At 34.6% G+C, this 18,795-nt stretch carries 20 protein-coding genes; 9 read left to right on the forward strand and 11 right to left on the reverse strand.

Annotated features, from left to right (window positions below; translation table 11 throughout):
• Positions 1 to 56: 56 nt before the first annotated feature.
• The 4 genes from HM987_RS03570 to eno all read left to right on the forward strand — a co-directional run bounded on the left by HM987_RS03570 (position 57) and on the right by eno (position 4,716).
• The gene (locus tag HM987_RS03570) at positions 57 to 1,049 is read left to right on the forward strand and encodes a DNA-directed RNA polymerase subunit alpha (RefSeq protein ID WP_178987617.1); all 993 of its coding nucleotides are present in this window, start codon (positions 57 to 59) and stop codon (positions 1,047 to 1,049) included.
• Between the two features lie 139 nt (positions 1,050 to 1,188).
• Complete coding sequence (rplQ, locus tag HM987_RS03575) at positions 1,189 to 1,665, forward strand: 50S ribosomal protein L17 (protein ID WP_179005300.1); 477 nt, start codon at positions 1,189 to 1,191, stop codon at positions 1,663 to 1,665.
• Positions 1,666 to 2,092: 427 nt separating this feature from the next.
• On the forward strand, positions 2,093 to 3,199 hold the full coding sequence (carA, locus tag HM987_RS03580) for a glutamine-hydrolyzing carbamoyl-phosphate synthase small subunit (RefSeq protein ID WP_179005302.1): 1,107 nt from the start codon (positions 2,093 to 2,095) through the stop codon (positions 3,197 to 3,199).
• A gap of 224 nt (positions 3,200 to 3,423) precedes the next feature.
• Entirely contained in the window at positions 3,424 to 4,716 is a 1,293-nt protein-coding gene (eno, locus tag HM987_RS03585) for a phosphopyruvate hydratase (protein ID WP_179005304.1), read from the forward strand.
• 66 nt (positions 4,717 to 4,782) lie between these two features.
• On the opposite strand, the gene HM987_RS03590 is transcribed toward eno, so the two are convergent.
• Complete coding sequence (locus tag HM987_RS03590) at positions 4,783 to 5,541, reverse strand: DUF481 domain-containing protein (RefSeq protein ID WP_179005307.1); 759 nt, start codon at positions 5,539 to 5,541, stop codon at positions 4,783 to 4,785.
• Between the two features lie 172 nt (positions 5,542 to 5,713).
• Here HM987_RS03590 and HM987_RS03595 point away from each other — a divergent pair, with 172 nt between their 5' ends.
• The 3 genes from HM987_RS03595 (at position 5,714) to HM987_RS03605 (ending at position 9,339) form a co-directional block, all read left to right on the forward strand.
• Entirely contained in the window at positions 5,714 to 7,000 is a 1,287-nt protein-coding gene (locus HM987_RS03595) for a citrate synthase (protein WP_179005309.1), read from the forward strand.
• Positions 7,001 to 7,063: 63 nt separating this feature from the next.
• Complete coding sequence (locus HM987_RS03600) at positions 7,064 to 7,975, forward strand: dimethylarginine dimethylaminohydrolase family protein (RefSeq protein ID WP_179005311.1); 912 nt, start codon at positions 7,064 to 7,066, stop codon at positions 7,973 to 7,975.
• 62 nt (positions 7,976 to 8,037) lie between these two features.
• Positions 8,038 to 9,339, forward strand: coding sequence for an outer membrane beta-barrel protein (locus HM987_RS03605; protein WP_179005313.1), 1,302 nt, complete (start codon positions 8,038 to 8,040; stop codon positions 9,337 to 9,339).
• On the opposite strand, the gene HM987_RS03610 is transcribed toward HM987_RS03605, so the two are convergent.
• From HM987_RS03610 to rsfS, 6 genes are all read right to left on the reverse strand, one after another.
• Positions 9,340 to 9,606: an acyl-CoA-binding protein gene (locus HM987_RS03610; protein WP_178987627.1), complete on the reverse strand. Its 267-nt coding sequence runs from the start codon at positions 9,604 to 9,606 to the stop codon at positions 9,340 to 9,342.
• Between the two features lies 1 nt (position 9,607).
• Positions 9,608 to 10,261, reverse strand: a complete 654-nt coding sequence (locus tag HM987_RS03615) for a phosphatidylserine decarboxylase family protein (protein WP_179005315.1) — start codon at positions 10,259 to 10,261, stop codon at positions 9,608 to 9,610.
• The gene (locus tag HM987_RS03620; protein WP_179005317.1) at positions 10,251 to 11,072 is read right to left on the reverse strand and encodes a phosphatidate cytidylyltransferase; all 822 of its coding nucleotides are present in this window, start codon (positions 11,070 to 11,072) and stop codon (positions 10,251 to 10,253) included. Before HM987_RS03620 ends, HM987_RS03615 begins: the two co-directional genes overlap by 11 nt.
• Complete coding sequence (locus tag HM987_RS03625; RefSeq protein ID WP_179005318.1) at positions 11,072 to 11,680, reverse strand: LUD domain-containing protein; 609 nt, start codon at positions 11,678 to 11,680, stop codon at positions 11,072 to 11,074. Before HM987_RS03625 ends, HM987_RS03620 begins: the two co-directional genes overlap by 1 nt.
• Before the next feature lie 105 nt (positions 11,681 to 11,785).
• Positions 11,786 to 13,729 (reverse strand): ATP-dependent zinc metalloprotease FtsH, encoded by a 1,944-nt coding sequence (ftsH, locus tag HM987_RS03630; protein ID WP_179005320.1) that lies wholly within the window; start codon positions 13,727 to 13,729, stop codon positions 11,786 to 11,788.
• Between the two features lie 29 nt (positions 13,730 to 13,758).
• Positions 13,759 to 14,130 carry a ribosome silencing factor gene (gene rsfS, locus HM987_RS03635; RefSeq protein WP_179005322.1) on the reverse strand — a complete coding sequence of 124 codons (372 nt, stop codon included), beginning with the start codon at positions 14,128 to 14,130 and terminating at the stop codon, positions 13,759 to 13,761.
• Between the two features lie 94 nt (positions 14,131 to 14,224).
• Here rsfS and HM987_RS03640 point away from each other — a divergent pair, with 94 nt between their 5' ends.
• Complete coding sequence (locus HM987_RS03640) at positions 14,225 to 14,956, forward strand: biotin--[acetyl-CoA-carboxylase] ligase (protein WP_179005324.1); 732 nt, start codon at positions 14,225 to 14,227, stop codon at positions 14,954 to 14,956.
• Here the strand turns inward: HM987_RS03640 and HM987_RS03645 are convergent.
• Positions 14,953 to 15,348 carry an SRPBCC family protein gene (locus HM987_RS03645; RefSeq protein ID WP_179005326.1) on the reverse strand — a complete coding sequence of 132 codons (396 nt, stop codon included), beginning with the start codon at positions 15,346 to 15,348 and terminating at the stop codon, positions 14,953 to 14,955. The genes HM987_RS03640 and HM987_RS03645 overlap by 4 nt on opposite strands.
• A 71-nt stretch (positions 15,349 to 15,419) precedes the next feature.
• Positions 15,420 to 16,064: an orotate phosphoribosyltransferase gene (gene pyrE, locus HM987_RS03650; RefSeq protein WP_179005328.1), complete on the reverse strand. Its 645-nt coding sequence runs from the start codon at positions 16,062 to 16,064 to the stop codon at positions 15,420 to 15,422.
• A 120-nt stretch (positions 16,065 to 16,184) separates the two neighbouring features.
• Between pyrE and HM987_RS03655 the strand changes: the two genes are divergently transcribed.
• Positions 16,185 to 16,766, forward strand: coding sequence for an NUDIX hydrolase (locus HM987_RS03655; RefSeq protein ID WP_179009860.1), 582 nt, complete (start codon positions 16,185 to 16,187; stop codon positions 16,764 to 16,766).
• A gap of 109 nt (positions 16,767 to 16,875) precedes the next feature.
• On the opposite strand, the gene HM987_RS03660 is transcribed toward HM987_RS03655, so the two are convergent.
• Both HM987_RS03660 and HM987_RS03665 read right to left on the reverse strand, forming a co-directional pair.
• Positions 16,876 to 17,571 (reverse strand): N-formylglutamate amidohydrolase, encoded by a 696-nt coding sequence (locus HM987_RS03660; RefSeq protein ID WP_179005330.1) that lies wholly within the window; start codon positions 17,569 to 17,571, stop codon positions 16,876 to 16,878.
• Complete coding sequence (locus tag HM987_RS03665; RefSeq protein ID WP_179005332.1) at positions 17,568 to 18,794, reverse strand: glutamate-cysteine ligase family protein; 1,227 nt, start codon at positions 18,792 to 18,794, stop codon at positions 17,568 to 17,570. The genes HM987_RS03660 and HM987_RS03665 overlap by 4 nt, the downstream gene beginning before the upstream one ends.
• Position 18,795 lies beyond the last annotated feature (1 nt).

Below are 18,795 nucleotides of genomic sequence, written 5' to 3' on the forward strand. Positions count from 1 at the left end.
AGTGCTCTTCAAACTTATAAATCGCGCAACTGAATAACAATTAAAACGAAGACAATATGGCAATATTAAATTTTCAGAAACCAGATAAAGTAATCATGATTGATTCTACTGATTTCGAAGGTAAATTCGAATTCAGACCTTTAGAACCAGGATATGGATTAACGGTTGGTAATGCTTTGAGAAGAGTATTATTATCTTCTTTAGAAGGTTTTGCAATCACTTCAGTTAGAATAGAAGGAGTAGATCATGAGTTTTCTACAATTTCTGGTGTAGTTGAAGATGTTACTGAAATGATTTTGAACTTAAAGCAAGTTAACTTTAAGCGTCAAATTGATGAAATCGATAACGAAACGGTTACAATTTCTATCTCTGGACAAAATCAAATTACAGCTGGTGATTTTCAGAAGTTTATTTCTGGTTTCCAAGTATTAAATACAGATTTAGTTATCTGTAACTTAGATCCTAAAGTAAACATCAATATGGAATTGACTATTGAAAAAGGAAGAGGTTATGTTCCTGCAGAAGAAAACAAAAAAGCATCTGCACCAATTGGAACGATCTTTACAGATTCAATTTTTACACCGATTCAGAATGTAAAGTATAGTATTGAAAACTTTCGTGTAGAGCAAAAAACGGATTACGAAAAATTAGTTTTCGAAATTTTGACTGACGGATCAATCAATCCTAAAGATGCTTTAACTGAAGCCGCTAAAATATTAATTCACCACTTCATGTTATTCTCAGATGAGCGTATCACTCTTGAAGCTGATGAAATTGCACAAACAGAAACTTATGATGAAGAATCACTTCACATGAGACAACTATTGAAGACTAAATTAGTTGATATGGATCTTTCCGTACGTGCGCTTAATTGTTTGAAAGCTGCAGAAGTAGATACTTTAGGTGATTTAGTATCATTCAACAAAAATGATTTAATGAAATTCAGAAACTTCGGTAAGAAGTCTTTAACTGAGCTAGAAGAACTAGTGAATGTAAAAGGGTTAAACTTCGGAATGGATTTAAGTAAATATAAATTAGACAAAGACTAAGGATTTTTGATATACGATTTACGATTGGAGATTCTCAGAATCGCTGATCGTAAATCTAAAATCGTAAATCTAAAATTAAATTAATAATCATATTTTGCTCCTCAAAAGAGTTTGGTAGCAAGATGATAATAAAAAAGTCATGAGACACGGAAAAAAATTTAACCATTTAGGAAGACAAACAGCACACAGAAAAGCAATGTTAGCTAATATGGCTTGTTCATTAATTGAGCACAAACGTATTAACACAACAGTAGCTAAGGCAAAAGCTTTAAAGCAGTTTGTTGAACCAATGATTACAAAATCTAAAGCAGATACGACGCATAATAGACGTATAGTAATGGCTAAACTTAGACAAAAGGATGCTGTTGCAGAATTATTTAGAGATGTAGCGCCAAAGATTGGTGATCGTCCAGGTGGATATACACGTATCATCAAATTAGGAAACCGATTAGGTGATAACGCTGATATGGCTATGATAGAGTTAGTGGATTATAACGAACTTTACTCAGCTGCTAAACCAGAGAAGAAAACACGTAGAAGTAGAAGAGGAGGAAGTAAAGCAAAAGCTGCTGCACCTGCACCTACCGAAACTAAAGCTTCAAACGAAGAAGAATAGAAATGCTAGAAAAAAAACGAATACAATTTGAAACCAGAAGCGGTAAAAATTTGACATCGTTTTTTATATTGTTCAAATCTCGATTATCGAGTGTTAATAAGCATTGATAACTATAAAGGATAAACTGTTTCAGTTTATCCTTTTTTTTTGGAATTTTGCGTAGCACTGAGCGTAGTCGAAGTGTGAATTAAAGATTGATAATTTGGGCGTTACCCTGACGGAAATGTCAGGGTCAGGCTTTCACTACTCGCTCTCTGCGAGGAGCTCAAACAAACCGTTCAATCCTTAACGCGAGTCATACGCTAAAGACCTCATAGGTTTTATGGTGGCTGAGCGAAGTTGAAGCCAAAATATGTGAGGTCTCTAAAAACTAAAAAATTTATGCTGAACTTGTTTCAGTACTAACATTTTTACAACAAACGAACACATGAAATACAAACAAAGAAAAAAAGCCTTAATCCTCCTCGCAGATGGAACGATTTTTCATGGTAAGTCTATAGGAAAAGAAGGTTCGGCATTTGGCGAAGTCTGTTTTAACACAGGGACAACGGGTTATCAAGAGATATTTACGGACCCTTCTTATTACGGTCAATTAATGGTAACTACCAATGCTCATATTGGTAATTACGGTACAAAGACAGACGAAGTTGAATCTGATGATATTAAAATTTCAGGTTTAATTTGTAAAAACTTCAGTTTTAATTATTCCAGACCAGCTGCAGATGCCTCTTTAGAAGAATTTTTCGAAAAACACAATACCTTGGCCATTGCCGATGTAGATACAAGGGCTTTGGTAAGCTACATTAGAGATCATGGTGTCATGAATGCCGTGATCACAACAGAAGTTGACAATATTGAGGCACTTAAAAAACAGTTGGCAGAATTTCCCTCAATGAAAGGATTAGAGCTAGCCTCTAAAGTCTCAACCAAAGAGCCCTATTTTGTTGGCGATGAAAATGCAACCTATAAAATTGCGGCCTTAGATATTGGGATCAAAAAGAACATTCTTAGAAACTTAGCTAAACGAGATGCTTACATTAAGGTATTTCCGTACAATGCAAAATTCGAAGAGTTGGAAGCCTTCAATCCAGATGGTTATTTCTTGTCTAACGGACCTGGCGATCCAGAGCCGTTATCAGAGGCTATTGATTTAACGAAAACCATAATTTCTAAAAACAAACCGTTGTTCGGTATTTGTTTAGGTCATCAAGTGATAGCTTTAGCCAATGGAATTTCAACCTATAAGATGCACAATGGTCATAGAGGTATCAATCATCCTGTAAAGAATTTAGTTACGGGAAAAGGCGAAATCACTTCTCAAAACCATGGATTTGCTATCAATAGAGAAGAAACCGAAGCAAATGACGACATTGAAATTACACACGTACATTTAAACGACAATACAGTGGCCGGTTTAAAGATGAAGAATAAAAACTGTTTCTCTGTTCAGTATCATCCAGAAGCAAGTCCTGGACCAAATGATTCACTGTACCTTTTTGATCAGTTTATAGAGCAGATGAAAATCAAATCATAGCTTGTAAGATGAAATATCGAAAGCGTAATAAAACTCTTGTTTTGTTGCGTTTTTTATTTTACGAAAACATTATAGTAAATAATAATCGGAAATATGATTTTTGTTAGGTTGAAAGCTATAGATTTTCGTAAATTTGGGTAACCTAAAGGGGTCGTTATACTCAACAGGTTCAAGTATTCATCCCTTTTATTCAAAATATTAAAGATAACTAATACCAAAAAATAATGAGTTTTATAATTAATGTACACGCAAGACAAATTTTAGATTCCAGAGGAAACCCAACTGTAGAAGTAGATGTCACTACAGAAAACGGCATCGTGGGAAGAGCTGCTGTACCTTCTGGTGCATCCACTGGTGAGCATGAAGCCGTTGAGTTAAGAGATGGTGGTGATGCCTACATGGGCAAAGGAGTTTTAAAGGCCGTAGAGAATGTGAACGGGGTTCTAGCTCAAGAATTAGTTGGCGTATCAGTTTTTGCCCAAAATGCTATCGATCAAATGATGATAGATTTAGATGGTACAAAAAACAAATCGAAATTAGGAGCTAACGCTATATTAGGTGTGTCTCTTGCAGTTGCTAAGGCTGCTGCTAACGAATTAGGAATGCCATTATACAGATATGTTGGAGGCGTTTCTGCAAACACCTTACCGCTACCAATGATGAACATCATTAATGGTGGTTCCCATAGTGATGCGCCAATTGCATTCCAAGAATTTATGATTATGCCTGTAAAGGCAAAAAACTTTACACATGCCATGCAAATGGGTACCGAGATTTTCCATAACCTTAAAAAGGTATTACACGATAGAAATCTTAGTACGGCTGTAGGTGATGAAGGTGGTTTTGCACCAAACTTACCAGGCGGAACGGAAGATGCTCTGGATACCATAAAAAATGCGGTTGAAAAGGCAGGTTACAAATTCGGTGAAGATATTAAAATTGCTTTAGATTGTGCTGCAGCAGAATTTTATGTTGATGGAGCTTACGATTATACAAAATTTGAAGGCGATAAAGGTGTGGTAAGAACCAGTAAGGAACAAGCAAGCTATTTAGCTGAATTAGCTTCAAAATACCCTATCATTTCAATTGAAGATGGTATGGACGAAAATGATTGGGACGGCTGGAAAGACCTTACCGAACAAATTGGCGATAAGGTACAATTAGTAGGTGATGATTTATTTGTAACTAACGTAGAGCGTTTATCTCGTGGTATTGAAAACGGCATAGCAAACTCTATTTTAATTAAAGTGAACCAAATTGGTACCTTGACCGAAACTATTTCAGCTGTAAACATGGCACACAACGCTGGTTACACCTCTGTAATGTCTCACAGATCTGGTGAAACAGAAGATAATACGATTGCAGATTTAGCGGTCGCTTTAAATACAGGACAGATAAAAACAGGTTCTGCATCACGAAGTGATCGTATGGCAAAATACAACCAGTTATTACGCATTGAAGAAGAATTAGGCGATGTGGCTTATTTCCCTGGAGCGAATGCTTTTAAGGTGAAGTAGGATTGAATTCGCTAAGAAATTTAAAACCATCTGATATTATTATCTCAGATGGTTTTTTTGTTCCCATCAATCAAACGTATAAACAATCCCATTAGTCAACTCATACTGTGTTTTTGGAATGCCTATAATTGGATTCGCATCAAAGTTATAGGTAAAGGTGGTTTTAAAGAGTAAGTTTTTTAAAACCTTAATACCCAAAGAGGTTTCATTGGAAATTCTAAAATCAGAGAATTGTTTCAATAAAGGTTGGTAATAGGTGGTGCTCACTAGAGATATATGTTCCAAAGGATACAGACTACAAGAAAAATAGGCGCTTCCTCTAACATCCCGTAATATTTTGGTGTTGCTATCAGAAGATTCTTCATGTTCATACATTAAAAGTGTGCCTAAATAAAACCGATAATCCTGACTTTTAGAGAGTTTAAAACGTGGGCCAATACCTAATAAGCCTCTGAATTTGATATCGGAAATAGCATCGTATTGACTTTGGGCAAAAACTTCAAGTTTTAAGCGCTCTATGATTTTTCTATTATATCTTAAATGCTGAATACCCTTGTTTACAAAAGAATTATCCTCAATCTGTTCCAGTTTTAAATCGTTAATAAAAAGGTAGAGGTTTTTCTCTGTGTTATATTGAAGCCTAATTTTATTGGTAATCTTAAAAATGGATTGTGTATTTTTTATAAGACTGATATCCAAATTTGCCGCACCAGACCATTTAGAGGTATCCGAGATACGCCGTAACGATTCCACATTAACAATTTGCGCATTAATACTTTTAAAACTGGTAATCAAGAAAATGATTAACAATATAAATGACTTCATAATTTTAAAATAAGGGCAAAAATAACATGATTTTTTAGCTTTTATGTTGAAAAGTTGAAACAATAAAATAGAAGTCTTTATAAATGTTAAAACCGTTATAAATCTACTTTCGAAATCGTTTGAGATTTTGTAAATTTACGATTCTTACTAATTTATAAATACAATAACAAGCATGTCAGATAAAGCTACATTAGAAATTAATGGTGAAACCTATGATTTTCCTATAATAACAGGAACAGAAAACGAAGTCGCTATTGATGTAAAAAGTTTAAGAAGTTCAACAGGAGGTGTGATTACCTTAGATCCAGGTTATAAAAATACAGGCAGTTGTGAAAGTGCGATTACATTTCTCGATGGCGAAAAAGGCATCTTAAGATATAGAGGTTATGCGATTGAAGAATTAGCAGAAAAAGCTAGTTTTTTAGAAGTCGCCTATTTATTGATTTTCGGGGAATTACCAACGCAAGACCAATTAAATAAATTTGACAAGGATATTAAAGATCATTCGGTTGTAGATGATGATATCAAAAAGATTTTAGATGCTTTTCCAAAATCTGCACATCCAATGGGCGTGTTGTCTTCTTTAACTAGTGCGCTTACAGCATTTTATCCATCCTCCGTAGATGTCAGCTCAGAAGAGGAAATGTACAAAGCTATTGTAAGAATATTAGCAAAGTTTCCAGTATTGGTAGCTTGGACTATGCGTAAAAAGAACGGGTTACCGTTGGATTATGGTGACAATAAATTAGGCTATGTAGAGAATTTATTAAAAATGATGTTTAAAAGCCCAAGTGGTGATTACGAACAAAATCCAATTTTAGTAAATGCATTGGATAAGCTTTTAATTCTTCATGCCGATCATGAACAAAACTGTTCTACATCAACGGTAAGAATTGCAGGTTCCTCGCATGCAGGTCTCTTTGTATCTTTGGCTTCAGGAATTTCTGCACTTTGGGGACCACTTCACGGTGGTGCTAACCAAGCCGTTTTAGAAATGCTGGAAGCTATAAAAGCCGATGGTGGAGATACTAAAAAATATATGGCAAAGGCCAAGGATAAGAATGATCCTTTCCGTTTAATGGGCTTTGGTCATCGCGTTTACAAAAATTTTGACCCAAGAGCGAAGATTATAAAAGTCGCTGCAGACGAAGTATTGGGAGATTTAGGTGTTGAAGATCCAATTTTGGATATCGCTAAAGGTTTAGCAAAAGAAGCCTTGGAAGATCCGTATTTTGTGGAAAGAAAATTATATCCTAATGTCGATTTCTATTCAGGCATTATATATCGCGCTATGGGCATCCCAGTAGAAATGTTTACCGTGATGTTTGCTATGGGGCGTTTACCGGGTTGGATATCGCAATGGAGAGAAATGCGCATGCGTAAAGAACCTATTGGACGACCAAGACAACTATATATAGGTGAAACGCTAAGACCGTTTAAATCCATTGATAAAAGGTAATTGAATTTTATATGTCAATAAAAGCTTCATACTTTATATGGAGCTTTTTTTATTATCATTTTTATGAAGTTAAACATACAGAACGAAACCTCTAGATTAAAAGCCGTCATTCTGGGAACAGCAGAAAGTGTTGGCGCAATTCCATCCATAGCAGACGCCTATGACCCTAAATCCATTCAGCATATCAAAGCTGGCACCTATCCAAAAGAAAGTGATATGGTTAAGGAAATGGAAGCTGTGGCAGCCGTGTTTAAGAAATATGATGTTGCCGTCTATAGACCGAAAGTCATTCAAGATTATAACCAAATATTTTCTCGGGACATTGCTTTTGTAATTGAAGATAAATTGATCAAAGCTAATATTTTACCAGACCGTGAACGCGAGTATGAAGCCATTCAGCATGTGTTAGATCAAATAGGAGAGGAGAACATTATTGTGTTGCCAGAAGAATGCCATGTAGAAGGAGGTGATGTGATGCCATGGAACGATTATATTTTTATTGGCACCTATTCCGGCGATGATTATTCAGATTATATTACTGCTCGTACTAATATGGATGCGGTTATGGCGATTCAAGAATTATTCCCCAATAAAACGGTAAAAGCATTCGAATTGAGAAAGTCAAATACAGATCCTAAGGAGAATGCATTGCATTTGGATTGTTGTTTTCAGCCGGTTGGAAAAGATAAGGCCATACTTCATAAAAACGGATTTTTGGTTGAAAAGGAATATGAATGGTTACTGGATTTCTTCGGGAAAGACAATGTTTTCGAAATCACAAAAGAGGAAATGTACCAGATGAATAGTAATGTGTTTTCAATTTCTGAAGATGTCGTAATTTCTGAAAAAAACTTTACTAGATTAAATGCGTGGCTACGAGAAAAAGGATTTACAGTAGAAGAAGTCCCTTATGCAGAAATAGCAAAGCAAGAAGGTCTATTGCGTTGTTCTACGATGCCTTTGATTCGAGATTGATCAAATTACTTTTGGCAAATTCCCGAAAATTTTATTTATTTATAATGTCTAAACAAATCTGTATGAAATATTTACTATCCTTACTTTTTGTGCCTTTTCTTTTATTAAGTCATGCCCAAGTTAATTTTCAAAAAGGATATTTGATTGATAATTCTAATAACAAAATTGAGTGTTTTATAAAGAATTTAGATTGGAAAAAAAATCCAGAATTTATTACTTACAGATTAACTGATGACTCATCTGAAGAAACCTTGACATCAAGTCAACTCAAAGAATTCAGGATTTATGATACGGATAATTTTTATAGAAGACATACAGTTAATAAAAAACTTATTGGGCCACTTTATGAAGATTTGCAGTTGCGCACTAATATTTTTTTGTTAAAGGTCTTGGTAGACTCTCAGTCCGATTTATACGAGCTTTATACTAATGGTAAATATTATTTTTTCTATGAAAAGAGTAATGATCTAGTTTTCTTAGATTATAAAAAAACGGTTGACGAAAACAATATAATAAAAGAAAATGCTAAGTTTAAAAAACAACTATACGATAATTTTAAATGCGATGATTTCAGTTTAGATGATTACTCCAATCTAAGATATAATAGCACCAATTTATCAGAATTTTTTTCTGAAGTTAATCAATGTTATGGAATCGAGTATCTTAATTTTCACATTCAAAGAACTAGACCTAAAATAAGTTTTAGACTTAGCGGTGGCCTTAATTTAAACTCCAGTCTAAACAATGAAAATGCAAGTTCGTACGTTCTTTCTTATAGTATACCCCCTTTTTCTGGTAATCCTCAAGGAGAAGATGTTGTCAGAAATTATGAAGGTATAGATAATTATAAAACCAATAATAACTTCTCTCTTGGGGTAGAAGCGGAAGTTCGCTTACCATTTGACCAAAATAATTGGAGCGGATTTATTGCACTTAATTATCAAAATGTATCTCAGATAGAAGGAGATAAAAATTTTTCAGAACCGAGTGTTGCAAATTTTGACGTGTCATCATATATATTATATTCTTTTATTCAAATTCCACTAGGTGTTAGACGCTATTTTGATATAAATGATAAAATAGAAATATATGCACATTTGGCATATACACAAAATGTTATTTTAAGCACAGATTATAGTACTCAAGTAAGTGAGGTGCCTACTTCCTCAAGAGACTATGATTTTAGGTCAAGAGCTAATCGAGAGAAAACGAGTAATTCTGGTGGATATTTCGGAATTGGTTTAAACTTTTTAGGACGTTATGCCTTAGATATAAATTATTACGCATTAAATCTGAGCATAGATGATGATTATCAAGTAAGAATGAAGGGGATTGGAATTAATGCTTTATATACAATTTTTTAATTACTTCCGATACAAAAAATAATTATTCACCAAATCAATATATTCTTGTTTAGCTTGGTCTTCTGTAATATCTTTTACTTGGAAAAGGGCATTGGTTTTAAATGCATTAATTATGGGTTTACGACTACTAGGCCGATCATAATTATTGGTTGCTTTCTTAAAATAAGCATAGAGGCGTAATAAAAAATCAGCAGGAAACGGCTCAGTATGGTCATTTACACGATCTACAGCTGTATTAAATTCTATATCTAATTCCTCGGAAGTCATTTTACTTCATTTCTGCAATAACACTTTCGCCACCTCTAACTTTTTGATTGAGCTCTACTTTAATGTCGGCATCTAAAGGTAATAATAAATCTACGCGAGACCCAAATTTTATAAATCCGGAATCTGTTCCTTGCTCTACTTTAGTATCTACTACGGCATAGTTAACAATGCGTTTTGCCAAGGCTCCAGCAATCTGGCGATGCAAAACTTTACCAAAACTCTCGTTTTCCACAACGACCGTAGTACGTTCATTCTCCAGACTGGATTTGGGATGCCAAGCTACCAAATATTTTCCGGGATGGTACTTACTGTAACTCACATTTCCGGAAATAGGGTAGCGGGTAACGTGCACATTTATAGGAGACATAAAAACGGATACCTGAATACGTTTATCTTTAAAAACCTCAGTTTCCAATACCTCTTCAATCACCACAACTTTCCCATCTACAGGTGATAAGGCTTGCTTCTCATTAGCATGTGTCTTCCGTTTTGGATTTCTAAAAAATTGTAAAATTAAAATGAAAAACACTAAAATAGCCAGCATTAGGCCTTTTCGAAGCCACTCATTACTAATGAATTCATCGATTAAAAAAAATGAACCCACAACAATGACAAGGGTTACGAATATAATTTTATGACCTTCTTTATGAAACATGACCTGAAATTCTTAAAAATAAATAAACAAATGGTGCCGCAAATATAAGACTATCTAATCTATCTAGAAGTCCTCCATGTCCTGGCATTATAACGCCACTATCCTTCACACCAGCTTGGCGTTTAAATTTCGATTCGATTAAATCACCGAGCGTACCAAAAACACTAATAATAATAGCCAGAATTAACCAAGAATTAAAATTGAGTGTTTCTGTGTATGTAGCGATAAAATAACTCGATATACAAGCAAAAAATAAACCGCCCAAAAAGCCTTCAACCGTTTTCTTAGGTGAGATGCTCGGAAACAATTTCTGTTTGCCAAAATTCTTTCCAACCAAGTAAGCCGCACTATCGTTGACCCACATCAAAATCAATCCTCCCAATAGCAACAATGGTGTAAATGCATTATGGAAGTTAGCAATCAAAAGTATAAACACAAAACCGCTAGTTAAATAAAAGGTAGAGACGATATAGCGTTTAGATTCAAATAGTGGAATTTTCTTTGAAGTAAACAAATCCTTGATTAAAATAAGATTTACAAATATAGTAATGACCATTAAAATTTGAATCGCCTTATCACTTTCCGTTAGATTTGGATTCTGCAAACAGAAATACCAAAATCCACCATAAATAAGAACAAAAATTAAGTATTGAATATTTGATTTTTGCTTTATAAGATTGCTGAGTTCGAATAGGGCAATGATACCAAATATTCCAATTAAGACAATTGAAGCGTGTTGAAAAAAAAGTGAACCTATTAACAAGGCGGCATAGATTGCACCAGAAAAGGCTCTTATCGCTAATTCTTTCATTATAAATCTTCTAGTAGAAGTAGGTACAAATTCTTTGAACTACTTCCATAAGTTAGAAAGTCTTTGTCGTCAGCAGTCTTAAAATGCTTTATGGTCGTGATATTGGTTGGTATTGTCGCTTTACTTTTTGCTTTGATACCTTTGAGACCTTCACCAATGGTTTCTACAAACTGGCTCGTTGTAGCATAAATAATGAAGTGGTCTGGTAATTCTATTAATTTTTTTTCAGCAATTTGATTTGAAGATATCAATAACGAACCATCATCTGAAATTAAATATTCGCAAGTGGATAAAAAATAGGTGCTTTCCGAAAGTTTTTTGGTTGTATTTAGGTCAAAACCTTTAAATAAGTCTGATAAGCGTTGATCGAATAAAAAGACTTTATCATTCTGCCAATTGTTTTCATCAAGTATCGCATTAAAACTCTCCTTTACTTCATCAAAATTTTCACAATACAAAAATTTACCACCATTGGCTTTAAAGTTAATGGTAAAACGTTCATCTACAGGTAGCTTAACTTCTGGCATGTATTTGCCACGCTCTTGATTAGGTATGTGTTCTTCAGTCTCATCAGACTTTTTTCCGAAGAATTTACGAAATAAGCTCATTCAATTTTTGCTATTTATCCAGATATATGTGTGATTTCCAAATATAAAAAAACTTAAATTAACATTCGGTCAATTTAAGTTTTTTATAAGATTGTGTAAAAAGATTTACTCTTCCTCTTCTTTAAGAACTACTGGCTGTTCAAAAGCACGTTTTCCAAAGATTTTTTCGAGATTATCTTTAAAAATAACTTCTTTATCCAATAGTACTTCAGCCAATTCGGTAAGTTTGTCTTTATTGTTTTTTAATAATTCGATGGCCCGTTGATATTGCTCTTCAATAATATTGGAAATCTCCTTATCTATTAGTTCTGCAGTCTTTTCGCTATACGGCTTTGTGAAACCATATTCAGATTGTCCTGAAGAATCGTAATAGGTTAAGTTGCCCACTTTGTCACTCAAACCATAAACGGTTACCATGGCTCTCGCTTGTTTGGTCACTTTTTCCAAGTCGCTTAAAGCCCCTGTCGAAATCTTATCGAAAATTACTTTTTCAGCAGCTCTACCACCTAATGCAGCGCACATTTCGTCAAGCATTTGCTCAGGATGAACAATTAAGCGTTCTTCTGGTAAATACCATGCAGCACCTAAAGAACGGCCTCTTGGGACAATAGTAACTTTTACCAAAGGAGCAGCATGTTCTAACATCCAACTCACTGTGGCATGACCAGCTTCATGGAACGCAACGGCTCGTTTTTCAGCAGGTGTTATAATTTTATTCTTCTTTTCTAAACCACCAATAATTCTATCAACAGCATCCAAGAAATCTTGTTTGTTTACGGCTTGTTTGCCTTTTCTTGCGGCAATTAAAGCAGCTTCGTTACAAACATTGGCAATATCAGCACCAGAGAAGCCTGGCGTTTGTTTAGCTAAGAAATCGATATCTAAGGTTTCTTCTTTTTTAAGTGGACGCAAATGCACTTCAAAAATTTCTTTACGTTCCCTAACATCCGGAAGGTCCACATAAATCTGACGATCAAAACGACCAGCTCTCATTAAAGCGCTATCTAAAACGTCCGCTCTGTTGGTTGCAGCAATGACAATGACGTTTGTGTTAGTACCAAAACCGTCCATTTCGGTTAAGAGTTGATTCAGAGTGTTTTCACGTTCGTCGTTAGAACCAGACATATTATTTTTTCCTCTTGCTCGACCAATAGCGTCAATCTCATCAATAAAAATAATTGAAGGTGATTTTTCTTTAGCTTGCTTAAATAAGTCTCTTACACGAGATGCACCAACACCGACAAACATCTCCACGAAATCTGAACCAGATAAAGAGAAAAATGGCACTTTTGCTTCGCCTGCGACAGCTTTGGCTAATAAGGTTTTTCCTGTTCCAGGAGGTCCTACCAATAAGGCACCTTTTGGAATCTTACCGCCTAATGCCGTATATTTTTCAGGAAATTTTAAGAAGTCTACAATCTCTTGGACTTCTTCTTTAGCACCTTCTAAACCTGCAACATCTTTGAAAGATGTTTTCATATCTGTTTTCTCGTCGAAGAGTTTGGCCTTGGATTTTCCAATATTGAAAATCTGTCCACCAGCGCCTCCGCCACCACCACCAGACATACGACGCATTATGAATATCCAAACACCAATGATGAGCACAAATGGTAACAAGGTTAATAGGAAATCTCCCCACACATTTTGTTCGGTTTCATAAACAAGTACGGTATCTAGGTTATTGGCTTTAATGACCTCATTCACTTCCTTTTCAAAATTCTGAAGATCACCAAATTCAAATTTGTAATTCGGTGTAGGCGTTACAGAAGGAATTATGGAATTAGGTTTGGTTTTTTTATGAGGCGCTTGCTCTTTTGCCTCTTTAGTTAAGAAAACTCTAGCTTCTCTCTTATTTACAATCTCAATTTTGGCAACATCACCTTGATTTAAATATTCTAAAAATTGCGCAGGCGTGGTTTGCGTGCCTGTTGAACCTCCAAATCCGCCAGAAAAAATCTGAATAGATAGAAATACAGCAATGATAATTCCGTAAATCCAATACGGACTTAGTTTCGGTTTTTTGTTTAAATTTTTATTGTCTTTAGCCATCTTGTTGCCGCATACGCGGTAATCTTTATTTAGTAACTTGTTTCTATTTGTGTTGTCTTAGCATCTCCCCAAAGACTCTCAATGTCGTAATACTCTCGTATATGTTTTTGAAACACATGTACTACCACATTAACATAATCCATTAAAACCCATTCGGCATTTTCAGTACCTTCAACATGCCAAGGTTTATCTTTAAGTGTTTTGCTAACTTGTTTTTGTATGGAACCGACGATTGCGTTGACTTGCGTATTTGAAGAACCTTCGCAAACAATAAAATAATCACAAACAGTATTCTCTATTTCTCTTAAATCTAAAATTGTAATCTCTTTTCCTTTAACTTCTTCTATGCCACCAATAATGGTTGTGATAAGTTGGTCAGCATTAGTATTTTCTTTCGTCATTAAATTGAATTAATTTTGTGCAAAGTTATTATTTTTTTAGTTCTTGTAAGTCCTAATTGTCATAAGAAAACTATAAAATAAAATTGCCTGTTAAATGTATATAATCAAACTTAATGCCATTGACTCTACCAACACCTATTTAAAGGATATGGTATCTGTTGCATTACCTAGTGATTATACGGTTGTTGTGGCGGAAACGCAAATAAAAGGACGAGGGCAAATGGGTGCAAAATGGCAAGCAGAAAAGGGTAAAAACCTTACTGTAAGTGTGTTTAAGCGATTAAGTTTTCTAAATCTAAATGAGCAATTCTATATTAGTATGGCGGTTTCGTTGGCAATTTATAAGGCATTAAGTGCCTTCAAAATACCTCAATTACGTATTAAATGGCCTAACGACATTTTGTCAGCAGAGTATAAATTATGCGGCATATTAATTGAAAATGTCATTAAGAACAATATTTTACAAGGTTCAATTATTGGGTTTGGACTAAATGTGAATCAGAAATTCTTTAACAATTTACCCCAAGCATCCTCTATGAGTTTGATAACAGGAGTTATTTATAATAAAGATGAAGTGCTTTCAGAAGTCTTGAATCAGCTAAAGTCCTATTTTGAAATTCTAGAAGCTAAGAATCATACTGATATTAAATCAGAATATGAAAAACTCTTGTTTAGAAAAGATAAACCATCAACATTCAGTGATTTTAACAATCAAAGCTTTCCTGGCATTATAAAAGGAATTACAGATAGCGGACAATTGCAAGTCTGGACGGAAGATGAGATTATTAAAACTTTTGACCTTAAGGAAATTAAGTTGTTGTACTAAACCTCAGTTTTCATATTGGTAACCAAGGTTTCAATGAATTTACTGATTGGACCTTTAATCATCATTGCCATCATAGCATTGAATTCGCCTTCAAAATTTAATTTAACATCACTTTTATTGTTTTCGACGTCCGTTATAGTAGCAATTAGGGCAAAGTCCAATTTTCCACCAGCGGCACCTAAGACAATTTTATTAAATGGGATCGCCTCTTTTTTCTTTAAGATAATTTCAGGCATACCTTTTAATGCGAAAAGAAACTTGTCGTTTTCTAAAACTTCAAATTTACTTATGTTTTCTGGCATCAATTTTTCGAAATTTTTAACATCGGAAAGAAAGTTGAAGGTTTCTTCTGGCGATTTATCTAAAGTTACTTTGGGCGATTCTAATTTCATTATTATATGATTAAGTTATTTGTTGTTGGGTTTACAATTTACAGCTAAACAACACAACAACTTTGTTATTATCAATTAGCGTTCCATTGACTAGGATTAGCATTCCATTGTGCTAAAATGTCTTGTTGATCTTTAGTGATATAAAAGGTTTCTACCGCTTGTTCCAGTAAGTTTTCATAATTGCCAAGGGTGTGCAGTTCCACATTGGCGTTTTCAAAATTCTTTTTAGCCACTTCAAAGCCATAAGAGAAAATGGCAACCATTCCTTTAACATGGACATCGGCTTCGTTTAGGGCTTTTACGGCGTTGAGACTGCTCATTCCTGTGCTTATCAAATCTTCGACGACAACAACGGTTTGTCCTTTTTCAAGATAACCTTCTACTTGGTTTTGGCGACCATGCTTTTTTGCTTCTGGTCTTACGTAAACAAAAGGAAGATTCAAATAATCGGCCACTAAAGCACCAATACCGATAGCGCCTGTTGCTACACCTGCAATAACGTCTGGTTTTCCGTAGAGTTCTTCGATTTCTCTAGCTAATGTTTCTCTAATATAATTTCTAATACGAGGAAACGAGAGTACAATTCTATTGTCGCAATATATTGGCGATTTCCAGCCAGAAGCCCATGTGAACGGATCGTTGGGCTGTAATTTTATAGCATTTATCTGCAATAAAACTTCTGCGGTTTGCTTAGCGGTATCTTTGTTAAAAATCATGATGTAAAAATAAGGATTTTTAAAGGTTGGGAAATTTTAATCGAAAATAAATTTCATTTCATACACTTTCCAGTAAAAAATAATAAATTTACAAAAGGAAAGTTGAAACAAACCCAAACGATGTACACTATTTATGTAGGTGATAAACCTATAATTTTAACTACAGAACTAAGTAAAGAAACCGATTTTAAATCTTTTCTATTAAAATTCGTGAATATTGGTAAGGTGATAAAAACCTTGAATAATACGGATTTAAACGAGGTACATTTAATTCATAAAAATCCGGACAAACTTCTAAAAAAGTTCTTGAAGTTGTTGCCAAATGTAGTTGCAGGTGGTGGAAAAGTCTATAATTCCAAAAACGAAATACTCTTTATTTACCGAAATGACAAGTGGGATTTGCCAAAAGGAAAAGCAGAACGTAAAGAATCAATTGAGGAAACAGCGATAAGAGAAGTGGAAGAAGAGACAGGTGTAAAAGGCCTTAAAATTGTTAAACCATTACCAACTACGTACCATATTTTTAAACGTAACGGCAAACATAAAATTAAAGTGACTTATTGGTTTGAAATGAAAACCAACTTTGAAGGCCAACTTTCTCCTGAAGAAAATGAGGGGATTACTAAAGTGGAATGGCTAGATGAAAAAGGTTCTCAGGAAGCTATGGAAAATAGTTATGCTAATATTCGGGTTTTGGTGTAAATTAAATTTGGAGATAAGGGTTTGTCGGAATGACTTGCGTAAGGCCATACCGAATCTAGTTTAGCTGAAAAAAAAGAAGGTAACATCAAATGATTACAAAATCAAGATTCTAAAAGGGATTAGCTTTTAACTTCAAACCATCAATTGTTTTATACATAGTTTCTTTTAATTGTAATTCCATACTATTCTTATCCGTAAATTTCTGATTAACCTCAATCTCAATACCCAAATAATCGGTTGGAAACTGTTTTCTCAAAAATGTGGTAAACCCATCTGCTTTTCCTAAATATGGATAATTGAAACGGATACTCAAATTTGGCTTCTGTTGAAGTAATGTGTCTTTCATTTTTTTGCAAAATTCTTGTTCCTTTTTATTACGGGAATCAAAGAGTAACCCAATGTCGGCATGGCGTAAATCTCCATTCAGTTCTGGTGTGAAACTATGGAGGGAAAGATGAATCACTTGTTGTTTTGCTTTAATGTATTCTGCAATTTTGTGTTCGACTTCAGTTCTATAGGGCACATAATACTTTGCTAGAATTTCTCTTTTAATCGTTTGAGGGAAATTCTTGCTAAATTCTGAAAATAGCTGTCTACTGAATAAAGAACGATTCAATTCAACCAATAAGCGACTTGTTGTTCTGTAGAAAGAAGCATCAGCTAAAGGTTTTAAATGCTCAAACAAATCCAACGCGCCTAAATCTAAACCACGATGGGTTTTTAAAACCGTTGAATCCATAAACTGATTTTTATAGGCATTTGGAATATCATTTCCACCATGCTCACAGGTTAAAACCAGTTTCATGGGTGAAACAATTGGTTGGTTATTAAACAATTTTGCAACTGTTGATATACTGAAATGATATGTTTTTCAGACGTATCGTTGCCAACAGCTTTAAGTAAACGAGTTGACAACGTGCCTTCTTTTAAAATGATTTCAATAGCCTTATGATGGGATTGATGCAACTTCGGCTTTACGGTTTGATACAAATGTCTCCAAACTTGGTTTACAGTTTCAGTATCATTTAACCCAAATAATTTTAAATAAAGTTTGTTTTCAATTTTAGATCCTTCGCCATGTTTTATGGCATCATTTAAAATAACGGACAAATCTTGTTTTGTCCATACTTTTTGAGCTTGGAGCGTACAGAATTCCTTATTTACTAAAGCTTTTAAAACCTCAATCACCAAAGCACAAATGGCAATATCTGCTTTAGGACATTCTTGAATATCCATTAAACGAATTTCAATAGCATTGCGATCAAAACGAGCAATGGCTCCTCTAGAATTTAGAAAGTGTTGGTCTAAAATTTTATTGGTGTCGTAAGGTCTAATCGCGCGTTTTATAGGTTCAAAAATCGTGGTGTAATAATCTAATTTTGAAAATACACGTTCAGGAATTACCAATCCTGTTAGTTCAGGAATTTCCTTTTGGTTGGTTTTGTAAAATTCCAATCGCGTATCCTTGAACCCAGTAATTTGACCTTCCAAAATAGGCGAACTTGCGCACAATCCAGGGAGCAAAGGTAGAATAACACGAATGGCAGCGTGTAGTTTTTCAAATTCCTTATCGTCATAAAACGGTAAGTTAATATGTGTGCTTTGCACGTTGCTCCAACCATGGCCTTTACAATTAAAAATGGTATTGTAAAGTGCATAGACTTCGCTATAACTGTGTTTCCAAAGTTGGGTGTCTGTGTTTGGATTCATCAATGGATGCGCAGCAGAACCTAATAGTTGCAGGTTTAAGGGTTTTAGAAGTGCATCGATTTCCAGAATATTGTCATGAAATTTGGCGGCTAAATTATCGGTACTTTTTGTTGGCCCATTGGTTTTTAGTTCAATGACATGAGCAACCAATTCGTTACTCCAGGCGATATCGCCATTTTCAATATCTGCTTTTAATTCGCCTGCTTTTAGTGTTAAAAGTTCATCTACTTTCGGGGCCACTTTAAACGTGTCATTTTTAACGAGCATGTACTCGAGCTCAACACCGTAAACCTCAAAAAGGTGATATTTCTTCTTCATG

Source organism: Winogradskyella forsetii, from assembly GCF_013394595.1.
Taxonomy (GTDB): domain Bacteria; phylum Bacteroidota; class Bacteroidia; order Flavobacteriales; family Flavobacteriaceae; genus Winogradskyella; species Winogradskyella forsetii.